20 protein-coding genes are annotated in these 15,809 nt (G+C 57.4%); 11 read left to right on the forward strand and 9 right to left on the reverse strand.

Going from position 1 to position 15,809, the window contains the following annotated elements; translation table 11 throughout:
• Positions 1 to 340 precede the first annotated feature (340 nt).
• The gene (locus tag O77CONTIG1_RS15250) at positions 341 to 628 is read left to right on the forward strand and encodes a hypothetical protein (protein ID WP_156435308.1); all 288 of its coding nucleotides are present in this window, start codon (positions 341 to 343) and stop codon (positions 626 to 628) included.
• A gap of 95 nt (positions 629 to 723) precedes the next feature.
• Here O77CONTIG1_RS15250 and O77CONTIG1_RS15255 read toward each other — a convergent pair whose 3' ends face one another.
• The 3 genes from O77CONTIG1_RS15255 to O77CONTIG1_RS15265 all read right to left on the reverse strand — a co-directional run bounded on the left by O77CONTIG1_RS15255 (position 724) and on the right by O77CONTIG1_RS15265 (position 5,448).
• A complete protein-coding gene (locus O77CONTIG1_RS15255) occupies positions 724 to 1,599 on the reverse strand; it encodes a hypothetical protein (protein WP_068512102.1) in 876 nt (291 codons plus the stop codon).
• Positions 1,600 to 1,658: 59 nt separating this feature from the next.
• Positions 1,659 to 2,555 (reverse strand): LD-carboxypeptidase, encoded by an 897-nt coding sequence (locus O77CONTIG1_RS15260; protein WP_068512105.1) that lies wholly within the window; start codon positions 2,553 to 2,555, stop codon positions 1,659 to 1,661.
• Positions 2,556 to 2,631: 76 nt separating this feature from the next.
• Complete coding sequence (locus O77CONTIG1_RS15265; RefSeq protein ID WP_084782712.1) at positions 2,632 to 5,448, reverse strand: S-layer homology domain-containing protein; 2,817 nt, start codon at positions 5,446 to 5,448, stop codon at positions 2,632 to 2,634.
• 262 nt (positions 5,449 to 5,710) lie between these two features.
• Between O77CONTIG1_RS15265 and O77CONTIG1_RS15270 the strand changes: the two genes are divergently transcribed.
• The 7 genes from O77CONTIG1_RS15270 (at position 5,711) to O77CONTIG1_RS28020 (ending at position 10,959) form a co-directional block, all read left to right on the forward strand.
• A complete protein-coding gene (locus O77CONTIG1_RS15270; protein WP_068512107.1) occupies positions 5,711 to 6,097 on the forward strand; it encodes a hypothetical protein in 387 nt (128 codons plus the stop codon).
• A 176-nt stretch (positions 6,098 to 6,273) separates the two neighbouring features.
• A complete protein-coding gene (locus tag O77CONTIG1_RS15275; protein WP_068512110.1) occupies positions 6,274 to 6,639 on the forward strand; it encodes a YtxH domain-containing protein in 366 nt (121 codons plus the stop codon).
• A gap of 23 nt (positions 6,640 to 6,662) precedes the next feature.
• Positions 6,663 to 7,487 (forward strand): hypothetical protein, encoded by an 825-nt coding sequence (locus tag O77CONTIG1_RS28015; RefSeq protein WP_197673203.1) that lies wholly within the window; start codon positions 6,663 to 6,665, stop codon positions 7,485 to 7,487.
• A gap of 391 nt (positions 7,488 to 7,878) precedes the next feature.
• On the forward strand, positions 7,879 to 8,658 hold the full coding sequence (locus O77CONTIG1_RS15285) for a TPM domain-containing protein (protein ID WP_317134117.1): 780 nt from the start codon (positions 7,879 to 7,881) through the stop codon (positions 8,656 to 8,658).
• 225 nt (positions 8,659 to 8,883) lie between these two features.
• Positions 8,884 to 9,504, forward strand: a complete 621-nt coding sequence (locus O77CONTIG1_RS15290) for a precorrin-8X methylmutase (protein ID WP_068512116.1) — start codon at positions 8,884 to 8,886, stop codon at positions 9,502 to 9,504.
• A 196-nt stretch (positions 9,505 to 9,700) separates the two neighbouring features.
• Entirely contained in the window at positions 9,701 to 10,537 is an 837-nt protein-coding gene (locus O77CONTIG1_RS15295) for an FtsW/RodA/SpoVE family cell cycle protein (protein ID WP_317134118.1), read from the forward strand.
• A gap of 32 nt (positions 10,538 to 10,569) precedes the next feature.
• A complete protein-coding gene (locus tag O77CONTIG1_RS28020) occupies positions 10,570 to 10,959 on the forward strand; it encodes an FtsW/RodA/SpoVE family cell cycle protein (protein WP_317134265.1) in 390 nt (129 codons plus the stop codon).
• Positions 10,960 to 10,997: 38 nt separating this feature from the next.
• Here the strand turns inward: O77CONTIG1_RS28020 and O77CONTIG1_RS15300 are convergent, their stop codons facing one another.
• Positions 10,998 to 11,381 carry a VOC family protein gene (locus tag O77CONTIG1_RS15300; protein ID WP_068512119.1) on the reverse strand — a complete coding sequence of 128 codons (384 nt, stop codon included), beginning with the start codon at positions 11,379 to 11,381 and terminating at the stop codon, positions 10,998 to 11,000.
• Positions 11,382 to 11,412: 31 nt separating this feature from the next.
• Positions 11,413 to 11,619 carry a hypothetical protein gene (locus O77CONTIG1_RS15305; RefSeq protein ID WP_286132344.1) on the reverse strand — a complete coding sequence of 69 codons (207 nt, stop codon included), beginning with the start codon at positions 11,617 to 11,619 and terminating at the stop codon, positions 11,413 to 11,415.
• Positions 11,620 to 12,011: 392 nt separating this feature from the next.
• Here O77CONTIG1_RS15305 and O77CONTIG1_RS15310 point away from each other — a divergent pair, with 392 nt between their 5' ends.
• Positions 12,012 to 12,260 (forward strand): DUF3052 family protein, encoded by a 249-nt coding sequence (locus tag O77CONTIG1_RS15310; protein ID WP_172799706.1) that lies wholly within the window; start codon positions 12,012 to 12,014, stop codon positions 12,258 to 12,260.
• Positions 12,261 to 12,305: 45 nt separating this feature from the next.
• On the opposite strand, the gene O77CONTIG1_RS15315 is transcribed toward O77CONTIG1_RS15310, so the two are convergent.
• A complete protein-coding gene (locus tag O77CONTIG1_RS15315) occupies positions 12,306 to 12,563 on the reverse strand; it encodes a DUF3253 domain-containing protein (RefSeq protein ID WP_068512128.1) in 258 nt (85 codons plus the stop codon).
• 32 nt (positions 12,564 to 12,595) lie between these two features.
• Here O77CONTIG1_RS15315 and O77CONTIG1_RS15320 point away from each other — a divergent pair, with 32 nt between their 5' ends.
• Together O77CONTIG1_RS15320 and O77CONTIG1_RS15325 are read left to right on the forward strand one after the other, a co-directional pair.
• Complete coding sequence (locus tag O77CONTIG1_RS15320) at positions 12,596 to 13,249, forward strand: flavin reductase family protein (protein WP_068512131.1); 654 nt, start codon at positions 12,596 to 12,598, stop codon at positions 13,247 to 13,249.
• A 60-nt stretch (positions 13,250 to 13,309) separates the two neighbouring features.
• Positions 13,310 to 13,783: a nucleoside deaminase gene (locus O77CONTIG1_RS15325; RefSeq protein ID WP_068512133.1), complete on the forward strand. Its 474-nt coding sequence runs from the start codon at positions 13,310 to 13,312 to the stop codon at positions 13,781 to 13,783.
• Positions 13,784 to 13,865: 82 nt separating this feature from the next.
• On the opposite strand, the gene O77CONTIG1_RS23645 is transcribed toward O77CONTIG1_RS15325, so the two are convergent.
• The 3 genes from O77CONTIG1_RS23645 to O77CONTIG1_RS24665 all read right to left on the reverse strand — a co-directional run bounded on the left by O77CONTIG1_RS23645 (position 13,866) and on the right by O77CONTIG1_RS24665 (position 15,729).
• Positions 13,866 to 14,018 carry a ribbon-helix-helix domain-containing protein gene (locus tag O77CONTIG1_RS23645; RefSeq protein ID WP_084782713.1) on the reverse strand — a complete coding sequence of 51 codons (153 nt, stop codon included), beginning with the start codon at positions 14,016 to 14,018 and terminating at the stop codon, positions 13,866 to 13,868.
• 149 nt (positions 14,019 to 14,167) lie between these two features.
• Positions 14,168 to 15,133 (reverse strand): transposase, encoded by a 966-nt coding sequence (locus O77CONTIG1_RS15330; protein WP_084782715.1) that lies wholly within the window; start codon positions 15,131 to 15,133, stop codon positions 14,168 to 14,170.
• Positions 15,134 to 15,447: 314 nt separating this feature from the next.
• On the reverse strand, positions 15,448 to 15,729 hold the full coding sequence (locus O77CONTIG1_RS24665) for a hypothetical protein (RefSeq protein WP_156435310.1): 282 nt from the start codon (positions 15,727 to 15,729) through the stop codon (positions 15,448 to 15,450).
• Positions 15,730 to 15,809 lie beyond the last annotated feature (80 nt).

Consider the following 15,809-nt stretch of genomic DNA (forward strand, 5'->3'; position numbering starts at 1 on the left):
TTTGGGGTTGGAGTGTGCTAGAAGCCGCGAATACTCATCGGTTTCAGGTTGTCTCAGTGATTTCTCTGGGGCGATCGCTCGCAGATTGCGTTTTCTGAGAGCGATTTAAGATTTCTGTCATATTCTGCGGGTCGCCCCAGATTCCGCCTATCTTGGATGCAACAGGCTGACTGGGGCGATCGCCAAAACGGGGTCGAGCTTGCGCTGGTTCAGTCTGCATCGTGAGCGATTGCACCGAATATAGGGCTTATCCATTGCACCTGTATTTTGCTGCACTTGCCTATCGCACTTTGCGTCCTAAACTCTGCCACCGTTCGTTTCCCTGGTTTTGTCACACGTTATGCGTATGTTTCCTAACCTGATGCGATCGCTCCTGATTACAGCCATTTTCAGCTTTTTGCTGCCTGTGGTGCTGGTGGGCTGTTTGCTAGTGCCGCTGCGGTTGCTGCAAGAAATTCCCAGCCTGGAAGTTATGAGTCAGGCCGGCATTGCTCCAGTGGTCGAGTTTTTGCGAGTCTTTGGCAGTGGCAACCCGCTGCATGGAATGCTGGTGATTGCGTCCGTGTCTAGCCTGGTGGGTATTTTGTTCGATTCCTACACACTCTATCGCCACGAAAAGATCGGCTAGTCCGGGCTTTAGATTTTGGATTGTGGGTTTTGGATTGGGGATTGGGGGCGAACGGTTTCCAGCTTTCAATTCCCCAATCTCCCTGTCATTCACCCCTAATTTCCTAGCCAGCGCACCAAGTTGCTGACATAGCAGTGAATATCGGCGATCGCCTGGGGGTTATCTTTCATCCCGGTTCCCGGTGGTTCTGCCACAAAGCTGGGGCAGCCTGTGCCCACATCCCAGTTGTAATCCGCCAGATGATGAAACGTGGACTGGGCCACGATGCGCCCGGTGCGTTGTCCATCCTGCTCAACGCCTTCTGCTGCAACCACCAGGTTAAACTCTCGACCGGTGATTTTGCTGGTTCCGGTAGCGATGACGCGGGCATGAGTTGCGCCGTTGGGTACGCCAACGCCGCCTTCGTGGGGATGGGCAGGAAACAGGGCGATCGCGCTGCCGTCGGATCGGCGCAGCAGGTCGTGCAGCGGCTCTAGCGGCGTGATGTGCTGATAGTCACCATTGCGACCAGAGTGATAATTGGGAAAAGAGATCGTCTTCGTTTCACAGTCGTCTTCGCAGCAGCGCGACTCGTCAGGGTCGAGGTTCTGCGTATGAAAATAGTGGAAACCGCCCAGCGGTGGAATCGCCACCATCGACAGCCCCATGTCTTGGTGGTCGCGGGTGCTAAAGATGCCACCGCCTTGCTGATGGAAGCGCAAGATTCCGGCCTGATCATTGGGGCTGAGGCCATCGCCGGTATCCAGCGCCAGCAGCCAGAGCTGGTCAAAGTCGGTGCGGCTGAGCTGGCTGAGAACGGGGTCGTCGCCGCTAGCATCGGGCTGGCGATCGCGGGCGGTTACTTCACACAAGGGCTTGCCGTTCTCATCGGTCAGCGACTTGAGATAGGCTTCCAGCATGGAAAATCGGTCAATCGTCCAGTCGTCGCCGCCCGATAGCAGCGTCGTTTGCAGCAGGATACGAGTGGGCATAAGGGGGTCAGGGTAGAGATTCGGCAACTGGGGTGAATTTGAACCTGCGCCATTATCGCTTATTCGCCTTCAAAGCTGAGGATGCCGCGATCGCCATCCAGCCAGACGGGTACACCAACGGGCAGCGCTGCATTGCTGCCGTCGTGGCCAAAGGGCAGATCAGACACGACCGGAATGCCCAAATCACTGAGGCGATCGCTCAACACCCCCTCCACCGAAAAGCTGGGGATGTGCTGCGGCGCGTCGCACTGGCTAAAGCGGCCCAGCGCAACGCCGCGCACCTGCGACAGCAAGCCGCTCATGCGCCACTGGGTCAGCATTCGGTCGATGCGGTAGGGCGCTTCCATCACATCCTCCAGCGCCAGGATTACGCCATTCAGATCAGGCTGGAGCGGCGTATGCAGCAAATGCGTCGCCACGGTCAGGTTTGCAGGCAGCAGCAGCCCCTTGGCCATGCCGCCGCCCCAGCCATCGCCCTTCAGCGGGGCAAGGGGCTTGCCTTCTACATAATGGATCAGCCGTTCCACCGACCAGTCTGGCTCGACGCACAGCGTGGTCAGCACAGGCCCATGCACGCCGGAGATGCCCTGCTGCGCCAGCCCCCACAGCAGGCTAGTAATGTCCGAAAAGCCAATCAGCCACTTGGGTTCCGCTGTGCCCCAGTCCCATTCCTCCAGCAGGCGAGTGCCGCCATAGCCGCCCCGCGCACAGAGAATGCCGCGACACTTTGGGTCATTCCAGGCATCGGCAAACTGCTCGCGCCGCTCCAGATCGGTTCCTGCCAGATAGCCCCAGCGCTTGTCGATGTGGGGCGGCACCTCGACTCGATAGCCGTGCGATCGCCAAATTTCCACGCCCAGATGAAACGCCTCCATCTCTCGCAGGGCCCCACTGGGAGTAATCACACGCAGCAAATCGCCAGGTTTGAGCGGCGCAGGAGGCAGGCAGGGACGCATTGGGTTGACAGGAAGACATCTCAACTATTTTTCCCTCCTATCATCGCATCATCTTCGGCTCTCCTGTCTACCACCTTTACCCCACGGTTTGCTTTACAAACTGCACGACTGCCAGGGCGATCGCCTTTCCCAGCCGCTGACGATAGTCGGGATGGGTCAGATTGGTAAAGTCCGTTTCGCCAGTTAGATATCCTAGTTCCAGATGCACAGCGGGAATCGGCTGACGCAGCAGGGCAAAGGCGGCGGTGCGAATGCCGCGATCGCCCATTTCCAGCGTTTGCACAAGATTGGTGTGGATGCCCTGGGCTAGGCGGCGGCTCTCGGCGGAGTCGGGCGCGTGGTAGGTTTCCAGCCCGTTGACGGCGGGGCGCGGCGGACGGGTGGCGTTGAGGTGCAGGCTGATCAGGGCGCTGGGCGAGGGTTGGGTTTGTTGCAGAATCGCAAGGCGATCGCCCAGCGACACCGTGCGATCGTCCGTGCGGGTGAGGCGGGTTCGCACGCCATAGTCTTGGAGCAGTTTGGCCATGTCCAGGGCGATCGCCAGCGTCAGGTCTTTTTCCTGGACTTCGCCCACAACGACACCCGGATCAGCGCCGCCGTGCCCCGGATCGAGGATCACCATTGGCAGATCCGACCGTCGGCCGGCGGGATAGCTGCCTGGCGGAGACGATTGCCCCACCGACGGGGCTGCTGGAGCCATTGCAGACTGCGCCGCCACCTCTGGCTCAACGATGTAGGGAGAGAAAATCGCGGGCGATCGCCCCGCCTGCACCAGCGCCTGATACACCATCGCCGTCACTTCGGCGCGGGTGGCTTCGCGCAAGGGTTCCAGGCGATTGAGATCGGGATAGTTGACCACGAGGCGCTGGCCTGTGGCGCTGGCCACAGCGGGCTGGGCAAAGGTGGGCAGCGTGTCGCGGTCGGTATAGCGGTTGAGCAGCAGCGGATTTCCGGGCGGCAGCCCCAGCCCATTCACCAGCGACAGCAGCACCTCGATGCGCCGCACGTTCTGGTCAGGGCGGAACTGGTTTTCGCCCACACCCGACAGCAGCTTGCCGCGATAGGCTTGCTGAATGGCGCGATAGGCCCAGTGCGTCGTGGGCACATCGGTAAACTCCAGCGCGGGCCGCCGGGGCAGTGGATTGAAGGTATTGACCAAAAGCGCGGCATACTGGGCGCGGCTCATGCCGGACTCTGGCCGAAACGTGCCGTCGGAAAACCCGCTGACTGCGCCCTGGCTGACCAGGCCCTGAATAAAGTCTGCTGCCCAGTGGCGGGTGGTGTCTGAAAAGGCGACAGCGACCGTATCGGGAACCACGATGTAGGGCGAGGGAATGGCGCGAGCCTGGGCAGTAATCACGAGTGCCTGGTACAGAATGGCCGACACCTCAGCGCGGGTGATGTCGTTCATGGGGCGCAGCAGATCCACCTGGGGATGGTTCACCACCAAGCGCTTTTGGGTAGCGGTGGCAATGGGAATCGTGGCGTAGGTGGGAATTTGGGCGCGATCGCGATACACGCCCAGATGCCCCGGATGTCCGCCCGTCAGCCCCAGCCCGTTGACCAGCGCCAAAATAGACTGCACCCGCGTCAGGTTGACGTTCGGGCGAAAGGTGCCATCGGGAAAGCCTGCCAAAAAGCCCATTTCTACAGCGCGGGCGATCGCCGCTGTGGCCCAAAAGTCTGGCGCAACATCGACAAAACTGGAGGGCGATCGCACGGCGGGCAGGTCGAAGGTGCGCGTCAAAATCGTGGCGAACTGGGCCCGCGTCAGCGGCAAATCGGGCTTGAAGGTGCGGTCGGGAAAACCGCCAATAATGCTGCGTTCTACCAGTGCCGCGATAAACGCCTCTGCCCAATGTTCCGATATGTCGGTCAGTCCGGTTTCGGGAATCGGGACGGGCGGCAGTGGGGGAGTTGGCGCTGGCGGTGGCTGCGGCTGTGGCTGCGAGATAGGCCGAATCTGCTCTGCCACCGTACTAGCAATGAACTCCAACCCTTTAGCCGATGGCAATGCGCCCAGGTTGACGCGGGTTGGATTAATCTGGTTGCCCACGGATGCCAGAACAGCGCTGGTGCTATTTCGCACATCGGCCGCGCCGTTATTTTGAAACACGTTGCCGCCGGGGTCCTGGGGCTTGCCGAGATCGGGTGCAGCGTTGCCCACGGTCACCAGACCGTCTTCGCCGTTGCGCTCCACGACATTATTCCGCAGCACTGGCCGGGCATTGCCCGAAATCACAATGCCCACCCGGTTTTGCACCAGCCGATTGCCCACCAGCAGAGGCGCGGTGTTGTCGCTGAGGGTGATGCCTGTTGCGGTCTGCTGGCAGAGGTTTTGCAACAGTTCGCCTTTGGCGTTGCGGCTGAGGGAAATGCCGCTGACGGTGTTTTGCTGAAACAGGCAGTCAGCAACCTCCGGCAGGGCGCTGCCTGTGGCCACGATGCCCTGACCGCAGCGGGTGAAGGTGCATTGCGCCACGCGAGCGGCTGGGTTGGCCCCAGTCGCTCCTTCCAGCCAAACGCCTGTGCCCTGGGGCTGGGGATTGATCACCGTCACGCCGCGCAGTTCGGCCTTGTCCTCCAGCCGCAGCGTCACGTTCTGTCGGGCAAAGGTGGGGCTGAGGTAGTCGCCGCCGCCTTCGATAATCAGGCGATCGCCCTTCGAGGCCGGATCACCTACCACGGTAATCCCCGCACCAATCACCAGCGGAAAGGTTTCGCCCGTCTTGGTGCTGTAGGTTCCTGCCGCAAGCTGGATCACTGTGCCTGAGGTCGCCCGTCGCAGCGCCCGCGTGATGGTGCGATAGGGGGCTGACTGGCTGCCGCTAGCGTCGTCGCGACCTGTAGCAGGGTTGACATAGAGGACTGGGAGGGAAGAAGAGGAGGCCATGTTTCAAAAATCCCCCTTTGCGCGGGGGGCATGATTCAGGATGGAGTCGAGGGACGGTCGAGTTTGGGCGTGATTTCAGCCTAAATCCGGCCAGTTGTGATTAGAATTTAGGGGTCGGGTGCGTTGGAAGGAGGCCTAATGGGGGAACTTCTAGTTCAGCACTGGTTCAGCAAGCGTCTGGTGATTTACGAGCGGTTTACAGGCGACTTGATGACGAGCAACTTCATGAAGTGGACGCAGTGAGTGAGGAAAACCCAAAACCATGCTGATGGCGGTGGTGGTGCTTAATTTTAGCCTGGCTCTGTTTGGGTTGTATGCAGCTTGGTGGGTGTGGCAACTGGGGCAGGGGCTGCGACAGGTAGCCGATACGCTGACCCATGCCGAGCGCCAAACCTCTCGGACGTTGCAAGGCGCACCTGTGGCGATCGCCCAGGGGCAGACCACTATTGAGCAACTGCGGCTGCAACTGCGGCGGGTTGGTCCCCAGGTGCAGCGGCTGCGACAGGCGATCGCCCTGGTCAGCTTAGCGCAATCCCTCTGGTTTGGCGGCAGGGGGGTTGGGTTCCGGAGACGCGCTAAAGCAAAGGCAACGCCTAAACAAGCGCGACAACTCCAAGCCTATCGCGGGCACAGCAAATCCAGGGATTGATGGGCGTTACCTGTTGCGCGTTTGGGTTGGATACAACTCTGGATTGCGAGGTCAGATCTTGAGGTCAGATCTTAGAGTAGAGTAGCGAACTGAACCTCTCAAGCTAGAAACGATAAAGCTTGGGGCAAGGCAGGGCTTTAGCAGATTTTTAGGAGAACAGGCAGGAGGAGAGGGACATGGCAGACAATCGGTCGGGTTCGGCAGGAACCTTCTTGGCAGGGGCAATTGTGGGGGTGGCAATTGGCGCAGTGACGGGGCTGCTGCTGGCTCCGCGCACCGGGCGCGAGACGCGCCGCCTGCTGAAAAAATCCGCCGATGCGCTGCCCGAAATTGCCGAAGATATTTCCAGCAGCGTGCAAATTCAGGCCGACCGCCTGTCGGGGTCGGCGCTGAAAAACTGGGATGGCACGCTGTCTCGCCTGAAGGAGGCGATCGCCGTCGGCATTGAGGCCAGCCAGCGCGATCGCCAGGCTACCGCGCAACAAGAGACTCGCCCTGCCCCTGACCTGCGTCCCCCGGCCCGCGATTCTAGCTTGACGTGAGCAGAGGTTAATACAAGTCTGCCGTGTCTGATCCCCTGTTTTGGCTGGCATTGTCGCTGCTCCTGGTGGCCGTCTCGCTGACGGCTGTGCTAGTGGCGCTCCTGCCTGCGGTTCGAGAACTGTCGCGGGCCGCCCGCAGTGCCGAAAAACTATTTGACACGCTCAACCGAGATCTGCCGCCTACGCTGGACGCGATTCGCCGGACGGGGCTGGAGCTAACTGATCTGACCGATGACGTGAGCGAAGGCGTGCAGAGTGCGGGTCGCATGGTCAAGCAGGTCGATCAGAGCCTTTTGGGGGTGCAGCAGCAGGCAAAAAAAGCCCAGCGCGTGACGCGCAGCCTAGTAGTCGGGTTTCATGCGGCCTGGCAAACCCTGTTGAAGCCTGCGCCGCCAGACAGACCAAGCCACAGCCGCCGCGCCGTGCCGCCGGACTGGGAGGGCGATCGCCCCGATCGATACCCCCACGCATCGCCGAAGCGATACGATGCCCAAGACGATTGGGAGGATTCGGACGGCCCGCTTCGCGCCTATGGGGCTGAGAAGCACACTGAGAAGTATGCTGCCCACTGCCCAGAGACCCACAGCCCAGAGACCCACAGCCCAGAGACCGACTTTGACAGCGCCCACGATCCCGATAGCTATGCGCCCAAGGTCTATAGCTCGGAGCAGTATAACGAGCCGAACCGTTGGGAGGATGCCCCTGCGTCTGAGCCTGCTAGACCCGATGCAGCAGCGCCATTGCTGAGTCGGCGATCGCCCACGTCCACTCGACCTCTGGAAGGCGAAGCCCGCGACGGTTTTGAACAGGATCTTTGGGAAGAAGACCCCCCACCGCTGGAAAATTGACCCTAAAGCCCCCCTCTCATCCCTCTCATAAACGCCGCAGCGCTCGTTGACAGGCGTTCACCCACTGCCTTGTGCTTGCTTACGATTCCCGCAATCGTCCGCGCCACTTCTCGACCGTTGGCGCGGCTGTTTCCGTGTCTACTACTTGTTTACGCCACTTGTTTACACCTGCGGAATGCAGCGCTTCACGAAAAGCTGACGACAATCAGGAAGCCTGTCCGTGGGGTTGAGCGAACGTTCAGTCCTCACTCCTGCTATATTTAGACTAAAGTAAAGAATCGTAAACAATTGCGGCTATCGCTTAAGCTTTGCCCCAGGTTAGGATTCTAGTCATCTCTACACGCTGATGAAGCTGATAAGTTTGCCCATGCTGCGGTCATTGTTTTCACGGTTGAGTCTTGGTTTGTTCGTAACGCTGCTGGTGGTTTCGAGTTGGGCGATCGCCCCGGCCGCCTATGCCTACGACAACCCAGACCTGCTGCCCGATCGGCCGACCAACATCATCGACCTGGCAAACGCCCTCACCGACACCCAGCAAGACCAGCTGGATCAGCATTTGCAAGATTTTGAAGCCGAAACGGGCTGGAAACTGCGTGTCCTCACCCAGTTCGATCGCACCCCTGGTCGCGCCGTCAAAGACTTTTGGGGACTCGACGACAAGAGCGTTATGCTCGTCGCTGACCCGCGCGGCGGCAACCTGCTCAACTTCAGCGTCGGCGACGCGCTGTACGATCTTCTCCCCCGTACCTTCTGGATCGAGCTACAAACCCGCTATGGAAACCAGTTCTTCGTCCGCGACAACGGTGAAGATAGTTCGATCATCCAGGCGCTCCAGTCGATTGAAACCTGCTTGCGCCAGGGCGGCTGTAATGTGGTTCCTGGTCTGCCCCGCGAACAGTGGATTTTGACGTTAATTACCTCTGTGCTGGGGGGCATAGTTTGCGGTTTTGCGGCCCATCCGCGAAAGCCCGGTCAGGTGATTGCATGGCAGTGGGCGCTAATCTTCTCGCCGCTCTGGGGCATTTTGTTCATCGCGTTTGGCATTGCCCCAGTGATTACCCGCACTGCCGACTGGCTGCCCCTGCTGAGGAACGTGGCAGGCTTTGCAATGGGCGCTCTGGTGGCGTTTTTGTCGCCCATGTTCAACGGCTCCACACCGTCTGAAACTTAAGGTTCGGTCGGATGGGGGCACTTCTGCGGGCGGCGGAATGAGCCTTCCCGACGCGAACCGACCTGGTCAGAACCTTCCTTCTTTATCTCCTGGAAATCTCCCTGAAATGGCGAGGCGGCTTCGTGAAGGTGGCTTTTTCCCACAAGTTCTGCGAAGTGCAGGGCAACGGCGGGATGGAAATGTGCCACTATTGAATGTCAGTTAGCACCCTGAGGAACCGGGCGCATGGAGTGGCATATTACCGATGCTCAAAGCCTGAGAATCATTGATCGAGAAATAGGCAATCACGCCTTTTCGCCTGCGGAATATGAAATTGTGCGGCGAGTTATTTATGCAACGGCCGACTTTGAGTATCGGGATCTGCTCCGCTTTTCGGAGCAGGCGCTGCAAGCAGGAGCCGCAGCCCTCGCAGCCCGCAGCACGATTATTGTAGATGTGCCAATGGTGCAGGTCGGCATTGTGCCCATTATTCAGGCGACATTTGCCAATCCAGTTTATTGCAGCATGGACGCGCTGACCCGCCCCCAGCGCGAGAAAACCCGCGTGGCCTGGGGCATCGAGACGCTGGCTCGGCGCTACCCAGAGGGCATCTTTGTCGTTGGGCAAGCCCAAACCGCCCTCTCTGGATTAGTCGATCTGATTGAAAAAGAAGAAATTAAGCCTGCGCTGGTGATTGGCACGCCAGCCGGATTCATCGGCATGGAGTCAGCGGTGGAGCGGCTAAAAGATTCTCTTGTCCCCCATATCCGCATTGAAGGGCGCAAGGGCAATGCGGTGGTTGCAGCGGCAATTGTCAGCGGGCTGGTGGATCTGTCGTGGCAGGCCTACGGCAAGGAAAACGAGTGAAGCTAGAGAGCCACAGAGCCACGAGATAGGCGGCAGGGAACTTGCAGCGAACCGTGAGAGACTGGTTTACTCAGGTTGACCAGCTTTGGGATGGTTCCAACCGAGGCTTCCCTGACTGGATCGAGCGCCCGATCGGTTACTATCGGGGTTGCAAGGTTTCGGATTTTGCGCGGTTTCTCAATCTCTTCTAAGGCCTATGCTACAAAAGTCCTTCATCAGCCGTCTCCGCTGGAAGTCGCTGGTTTATCCCTGGCAGGACGTGGATTGGATGCTGCTGCTGCTGACGGTGGCGCTGACTGTGTTGGGGGGGCTGGCGATCCGGAGTGCAGAGCTAACGCTGCAACTGACGGACTGGATTCAGCATTGGATTACAGGCGGGGTGGGGCTGGTGCTGGCGCTGGCGATCGCCCGCTGGCGCTACGATAACCTGGTGAACTGGCACTGGCTGATTTATGCCATTACCAACGTGTCGCTGGTGATTGTGATTCTGATTGGCACAACGGCAAATGGGGCCCAGAGTTGGGTAACGATTGGCAACTTCAACGTGCAGCCGTCAGAATTTGCCAAGGTCGGCGTGATTATTTCCCTGGCGGCGATTTTGCACGAGCGGACGGCTTCGACGATTCCGGCCATGCTCCAGGCGATCGCCATTACCGCCCTACCCTGGCTGCTCATCATGCTGCAACCCGACCTAGGCACGGGTCTGGTGTTTGGCGCGATTACCCTGGGGATGCTGTACTGGGCGAACGCCAATCCCGGCTGGCTGCTGCTGCTGCTGTCGCCGCTGGTGTCGGCTATTTTGTTTAGCGTCTATTTGCCGGCCTGGTTAGCCTGGACGGCGCTGATGATTTTTTTGGGATGGCGCACCCTGCCTTGGCCGCTGCCGGGGGCAATTGGCGCAGCAACCATCAACTTGGTGGCCGGCGGCATGGGCAAAATTCTTTGGGGAATGCTGAAGCAATATCAGCGCGATCGCCTGACGCTGTTCCTCGATCCTGATAAAAGACCCCCCTCAACGGCGGCTATCACCTGATTCAGTCGCGCATTGCCATCGGCGCTGGGGGGCTGTTTGGTCGGGGGCTGAATCAGGGCACTCAGACGCAGTTGAATTTCATTCCTGAGCAGCACACCGATTTTATTTTTTCTGCGATTGGCGAAGAATTGGGCTTTGTTGGCTGTGTGGCAGTGCTAATTTGCTTTTGGCTGATTTGCTTCCGGCTAGTCATCATCGCGCAAAACGCCAAAGATAACTTTGGGTCGCTGCTGGCGATCGGCGTGCTGTCGATGATTGTGTTTCAGGTGTTGGTCAATATTGGTATGACAATCGGACTGGCCCCGATCACCGGGATTCCGTTGCCCTGGCTAAGTTATGGGCGATCGGCCCTGATCACCAATTTCGTTGCCATTGGGCTGGTAGAGTCTGTCCACAACTTCCGGCAGCGATTGCGCTTTTAGACTGGGGTCGTTTCTGAGTTCTGCGGTCAAACGCACGTTCAAGCAGGCTGATGGCAAACTGCCTCAATGCGATACCCATCGGGATCTCGCACAAAGGCGGCGTAGTAGTTGGGGTGATAGTGGGGGCGGAGGCCGGGCGGGCCGTCGTCGGTGGCCCCGTGGGCGATCGCCGCTTTGTAGAACTCATCTACGGCCTGACGACTCTCGGCCTGGAACGCGAGATGAAAACCAGGCGCAGGCTGAATCGGGTTGGGAAATTCTGCTTTGTGGGCAATCCAAAACATCGGGCGCGAACCAGGGCCGTAGGCCGCAATGTGGGGAAGGGCAAAGCAGCGCGTAACACTTAGTGGGGCAAGGATGGCATCGTAGAAGGCAAGGCTGCGAGCCAGGTCTGCAACGCCCAGCGAGAGATGATCGAACATGTATTTGTGAGTTGGGCGTGAATATCCAGCCCTAAAGTATCACAGACAATTCATCCACAATCTGGACATGGCCGCGGCACACCGCGCGAAGAACCCGGTTGATGGCGTGGCGTTCCTCTTCGCTCAATGAATCTTCTAGAATTGCGGCGAGAAGACCGTAGCGATCTGCCAGCGTCAACACGCCCGTTACACTGGCTTGGGCAAAGAGTTCAGCGATCGCACCGGGAAGCAGGCTCATAGACGGAAACATGGTTAGTGAGAGGCTCTAAGGAAAAGTGACGTTTTCAGGAACGTAAAGCGATTCAGGATGTCTTAAATATCGGGGATTTCTCGGGTTTGGGAAGTGATAGAGCGGGGGGCGATCGCGTGATTCTACCCGTAAGATAAAGTGACCCATCCGGTCGCCAAACGTGACCAAACTGGGGCGATCGCGTGATAGAGATCACAGGAGGAACGGCGAGATGACCCGCACCCTTGCCCAAAAACTTGGCATCAAACCCAGCGCTCGCCTGCTGTTGCTGAATGCGCCAGCCGACTATGCTACGCAATTAGAGCCATTGCCAGAGGGCGCAACGCTGCACACTCAGCCCAGTGCCACCTACGATTTTGTGCAGATTTTGTGCAGATTTTGTGCAACTGTTTGTCAGCAGCAAAGCAGACCTGAAAGAGCATTTGGCGATCGCCCAGCAAGCGCTAAAACCTGGCGGGCTGCTCTGGTTTGCCTATCCCAAAAAAAGCTCCGGCGTGAAAACCGACATCACCCCCGACATGGGCTGGGACGCAGTGACCCAGGCAGGACTAAAAGGGGTTGCCCAGGTTGCCATTGACGAGACCTGGTTGGCGCTGCGGTTTCGCCCGGTGGAAGAGGTGGGGACTTGAGGAGAGAGTGACGGCGTAAAGGGGAGTAGAGTTTACGAGATTTCCTTAATTGCCCCAAGTTCTGGCCTGCTGAAACCGAATTGGTCCTTTGGCAGTCTGGGGGTCAACGGGGATGCCCTTCTGCGTGACGACGATCGCCCCAGATTTCGCCAGGTCTGCCCCGACCTCGCGCACCAGCGGCATCAGCGATCGCCAGGTTTCGCCACCGAGCGATCGCGCCACTTCTGACGGGCAAATGCTCTTGTCGGGCCCGCGCTGTTGCACTTGTTTCAGGATGCATTCGCGAATCATGTCAGAATTCATGCCATCCCCTGTAATTTCTAAACTAACCCTCTATGGAAATTGATCCAGAGTTGCTGGAACCGTCGCTGCGCTACAAGCTGCTGATCGGCAGCGTGGTGCCCCGTCCGATCGCCTTCGTCTCCAGCCTATCGCCCCAGGGCGTGGCCAATCTTGCCCCGTTTTCCTATTTCAATGCAGTGGGGCATATTCCCCTGGCGCTGATGTTTAGTGTCAGCCTGAAGCCCGACGGCAGCGAAAAAGACACGCTGCGGAACGTGCGCCCGCCCAACGAAGGCGGTACCGGAGAATACGTCATCAACCTAGCGATCGAATCCTACGCGCATCAGGTGGCGGAATGTGCCGAGCCGCTGCCCTACGGCGAGTCGGAGTTTGACTATGTGAACCTGTCGCCTGCGCCCAGCAAGGTCGTGAGGCCGCCTCGCGTGGCGGAGTCGCCCGTGGCGTTTGGATGCCGCACGCTGCGAATTGTCCCAGTGGGTCAGTTTCATGTGGTGATTGGGCAGGTGGTGCATCTGTTTGTGCGAGACGAGGTGCTGGGCGATCGCAACCGGATTGATTCTGACAAACTGGGCGCGATCGGCCGGATGGCAGGCTGTGAATATTGCCGCACGGGCGATCGCTTCGAGATTCCCAACGGCTTTCCCAAACCAGCCACAGGACAAAGCCAGACACCAGCACAAGGGTGAAGTCGTGGGGTGAGATGATGAGGGACGTATCGATTGCGGTGTGACCGAGGAGTGACCGAAATGCAGAATATAAGTGAACAGGATCTAGTCATGTTGCGGCGGGCGATCGCCCTGTCTCATAGCGCCCGCGAGTCAGGCAACCGACCCTTTGGCGCGGTGCTGGCGAATCCGTCGGGGCAAATCCTGGCAGAAGCCGAAAACACCCAAATCACCGACCACGACTGCACTGGGCACGCCGAAACCAACCTGCTGCGGCAAATGGACAAAAGCCTCAGCCTGGAGGCGCTGGAGCAATGTACCCTCTACGCCAGCACCGAACCCTGCCCCATGTGCGCCGGAGCCGTGTTTTGGAGCGGCGTGGGGCGGCTGATGTATGCCCTCAGCAGCGATCGCCTCTACAAAACTCAGGGCGAGTCGCCCTACCAACTGCCGCTCAGCGCCGAAGAGGTGCTAAAACACGGTAAGCGCCCGGTCGAAGTCATCGGCCCCGTGCTAGAAGAAGAGGCACTGGAAGCGTTCTCAGGCTTTTTCTAGGTTTTTCTGAACGGGCTTTCCCAGTTAGTCCCGTTCATCGAGCCGATATTTCTCAATTCTGGGCGTTTTTTCACGCTCCCTCTCAGAAAGATTCGCCTCTCGCTGTGAGTGCTTCAATCAATAGCACCTCGATCGTCGCAGTGAGCGATCGCCTATCCCGCTTGGAAATCTCTTCCAGGCGGGCTTTTAGTTCAGCAGGCAGATAGACAGTCACTCTCTCCTTATCGGTAGTCATTAAGCGTTTCAAACCAAGTCTAGACAATCCTAAAGAAGGTGAGGTATTTTGAGGTAGTTCAAAAAAAATTTAAAATACCTCACCCGCAAACCAAACAAACCAGAAGTGTTGAATCCAGATAGAAAACTTTACATTTTAGCTTACAAGAGTCATACGAGTGTTTCGGGCAGCAGATCGTAGCTCCAATGAACCATTGAGCAGCGACGGCTCAGTTCCAGTTGTAAATACCGAAACTTGTCGAGCAATTCACTGCCATAGAATGCTGGAATTTCGATTAACAATAAGATTAAATACGTGATGAGCACCATATAAATCTGAATACTCACCCCATTCACATTCTTGGTGATGAGACGATCGAGCTTTAAGTGCATCTTGAGAAACTTCCATAACACCTCAATTTGCCAACGATGCCGATAGGTATCACTGATTTCTTCGTCGCTCATCTCATTGACATTAGTTGCCAGACGAAACTCGCTCCGACTCTCCAAATCACAGAACCAAACCACGCGGTAACGGTCGTGGTCAAGTTCAGTCTTCATATTGTTCTTGATTCGCATCACAAACTTTGTTTGAGTGAGACTCATTTGGTCGAGAAATTCCCAGCTTGCGAAGCCTCTATCCATGATGCCGATGCCGTTTTCGGGAATCATCGTGCTAATCGAATCGGCAAACTTTGCATCATGTCCTTGCCCAAAATGAATCAAGCATTCACTCGAATATCCTTGCTCTAAGTTGATTCCATTCAGTAATTTAACTTGGTGATATCCTTGCAGCCAAAATAGCTTGCTGGTAAGTGTAACGATGGTTGAATCAATCGGAAAAAGTATCTGAGCCGCGGTCGGCTGTTTGCGCTTTACTTGCTCAATCAACTGTGCATAGATTCGACAAAAGTGCCCATCCGTTCGAGTTTTGCAAGCTTTAGAAAAGGTGGATATATCGACCTCAACACCTGTACGATTTAGGCGGTAAAATAAGTCTCTCATGCTGGTTAAGCCCTTGTCCAACACAAAGGTCAACCAGATTTCAAAGAACAAGCGCGAGTTCAAAACGGGATAGTCATGCGGACAAAGCTGCATCAAGATCGATTTGACAAGCTTCGGAAATGAGGCTATCATCAGGCATCATTTTTTGTTTACTAGGGGACAGAATACTGCATTCTGTCCCTTTTTTTCGTCGCTTAATCTATTTTTCAACACTTCTGGTTCGGCGGTGCATGGCACGTAAGTTCCCCTATGGCGTTCTCTATACAATTGAGCAAGATTACATTTTGATTTTGGCGGTTATGCATTGTAGCCGTGAGCCTGGATACTGGAAAAGTCGCAAATAATTGAAGCTGCCAGCCATCTAACACTACGTTGGTTCGGACGGTACAGAGGCTATCAATGGGAGTCCCAGGCTATCTGCCGCCGCACAACTTCACCGTTAGCCCTCAGCGCTCTGGTTCAGTTAGCTTACGGGTGAGTGGGCGATTCGCCCCCCACTTGCAGAGGCTCGGTTCTTCGAGATCTGGGTCAAATCGAACACTCTCAAACACTGTCGAGTAAGTTGCAAACTTTAAGTCGCGGTAGATTTGGGTCAGTAGTTCGAGGTTCCGAAAGGTGTCGGGGGGCGATTGCCCAAATATGTCGGTACTGGGAGATGAGGGCGATCGCCCAACGGTACGGGTGCTGGGAGATGAAGGGCGATCGCGAAGGCTAACACCTCGCTGCAACGGACGGAGCAGAGATCCTGGCTGAAACCGAGAGCCACTGACCGCCGTTAAGCTACACCGTTGTGCTGCCTTAGTTATCG

Source organism: Leptolyngbya sp. O-77 (genome assembly GCF_001548395.1).
In the GTDB taxonomy this organism is placed as follows: domain Bacteria; phylum Cyanobacteriota; class Cyanobacteriia; order Elainellales; family Elainellaceae; genus Thermoleptolyngbya.

Coding starts and splice junctions, on each gene's coding strand:
- O77CONTIG1_RS15300 (WP_068512119.1), bottom strand. CDS start 11,381: ATGTTCGATCATCTCTCGCTGGGCGTTGCAGACCTGGCTCGCAGCCTT.
- O77CONTIG1_RS15295 (WP_317134118.1), top strand. CDS start 9,701: ATGCTACAAAAGTCCTTCATCAGCCGTCTCCGCTGGAAGTCGCTGGTT.
- O77CONTIG1_RS15325 (WP_068512133.1), top strand. CDS start 13,310: ATGCAGAATATAAGTGAACAGGATCTAGTCATGTTGCGGCGGGCGATC.
- O77CONTIG1_RS15255 (WP_068512102.1), bottom strand. CDS start 1,599: ATGCCCACTCGTATCCTGCTGCAAACGACGCTGCTATCGGGCGGCGAC.
- O77CONTIG1_RS15305 (WP_286132344.1), bottom strand. CDS start 11,619: ATGAGCCTGCTTCCCGGTGCGATCGCTGAACTCTTTGCCCAAGCCAGT.
- O77CONTIG1_RS15290 (WP_068512116.1), top strand. CDS start 8,884: ATGGAGTGGCATATTACCGATGCTCAAAGCCTGAGAATCATTGATCGA.
- O77CONTIG1_RS15270 (WP_068512107.1), top strand. CDS start 5,711: ATGCTGATGGCGGTGGTGGTGCTTAATTTTAGCCTGGCTCTGTTTGGG.
- O77CONTIG1_RS15320 (WP_068512131.1), top strand. CDS start 12,596: ATGGAAATTGATCCAGAGTTGCTGGAACCGTCGCTGCGCTACAAGCTG.
- O77CONTIG1_RS15260 (WP_068512105.1), bottom strand. CDS start 2,555: ATGCGTCCCTGCCTGCCTCCTGCGCCGCTCAAACCTGGCGATTTGCTG.
- O77CONTIG1_RS15250 (WP_156435308.1), top strand. CDS start 341: ATGCGTATGTTTCCTAACCTGATGCGATCGCTCCTGATTACAGCCATT.
- O77CONTIG1_RS15275 (WP_068512110.1), top strand. CDS start 6,274: ATGGCAGACAATCGGTCGGGTTCGGCAGGAACCTTCTTGGCAGGGGCA.
- O77CONTIG1_RS23645 (WP_084782713.1), bottom strand. CDS start 14,018: ATGACTACCGATAAGGAGAGAGTGACTGTCTATCTGCCTGCTGAACTA.
- O77CONTIG1_RS15265 (WP_084782712.1), bottom strand. CDS start 5,448: ATGGCCTCCTCTTCTTCCCTCCCAGTCCTCTATGTCAACCCTGCTACA.
- O77CONTIG1_RS15315 (WP_068512128.1), bottom strand. CDS start 12,563: ATGAATTCTGACATGATTCGCGAATGCATCCTGAAACAAGTGCAACAG.
- O77CONTIG1_RS15330 (WP_084782715.1), bottom strand. CDS start 15,133: ATGATAGCCTCATTTCCGAAGCTTGTCAAATCGATCTTGATGCAGCTT.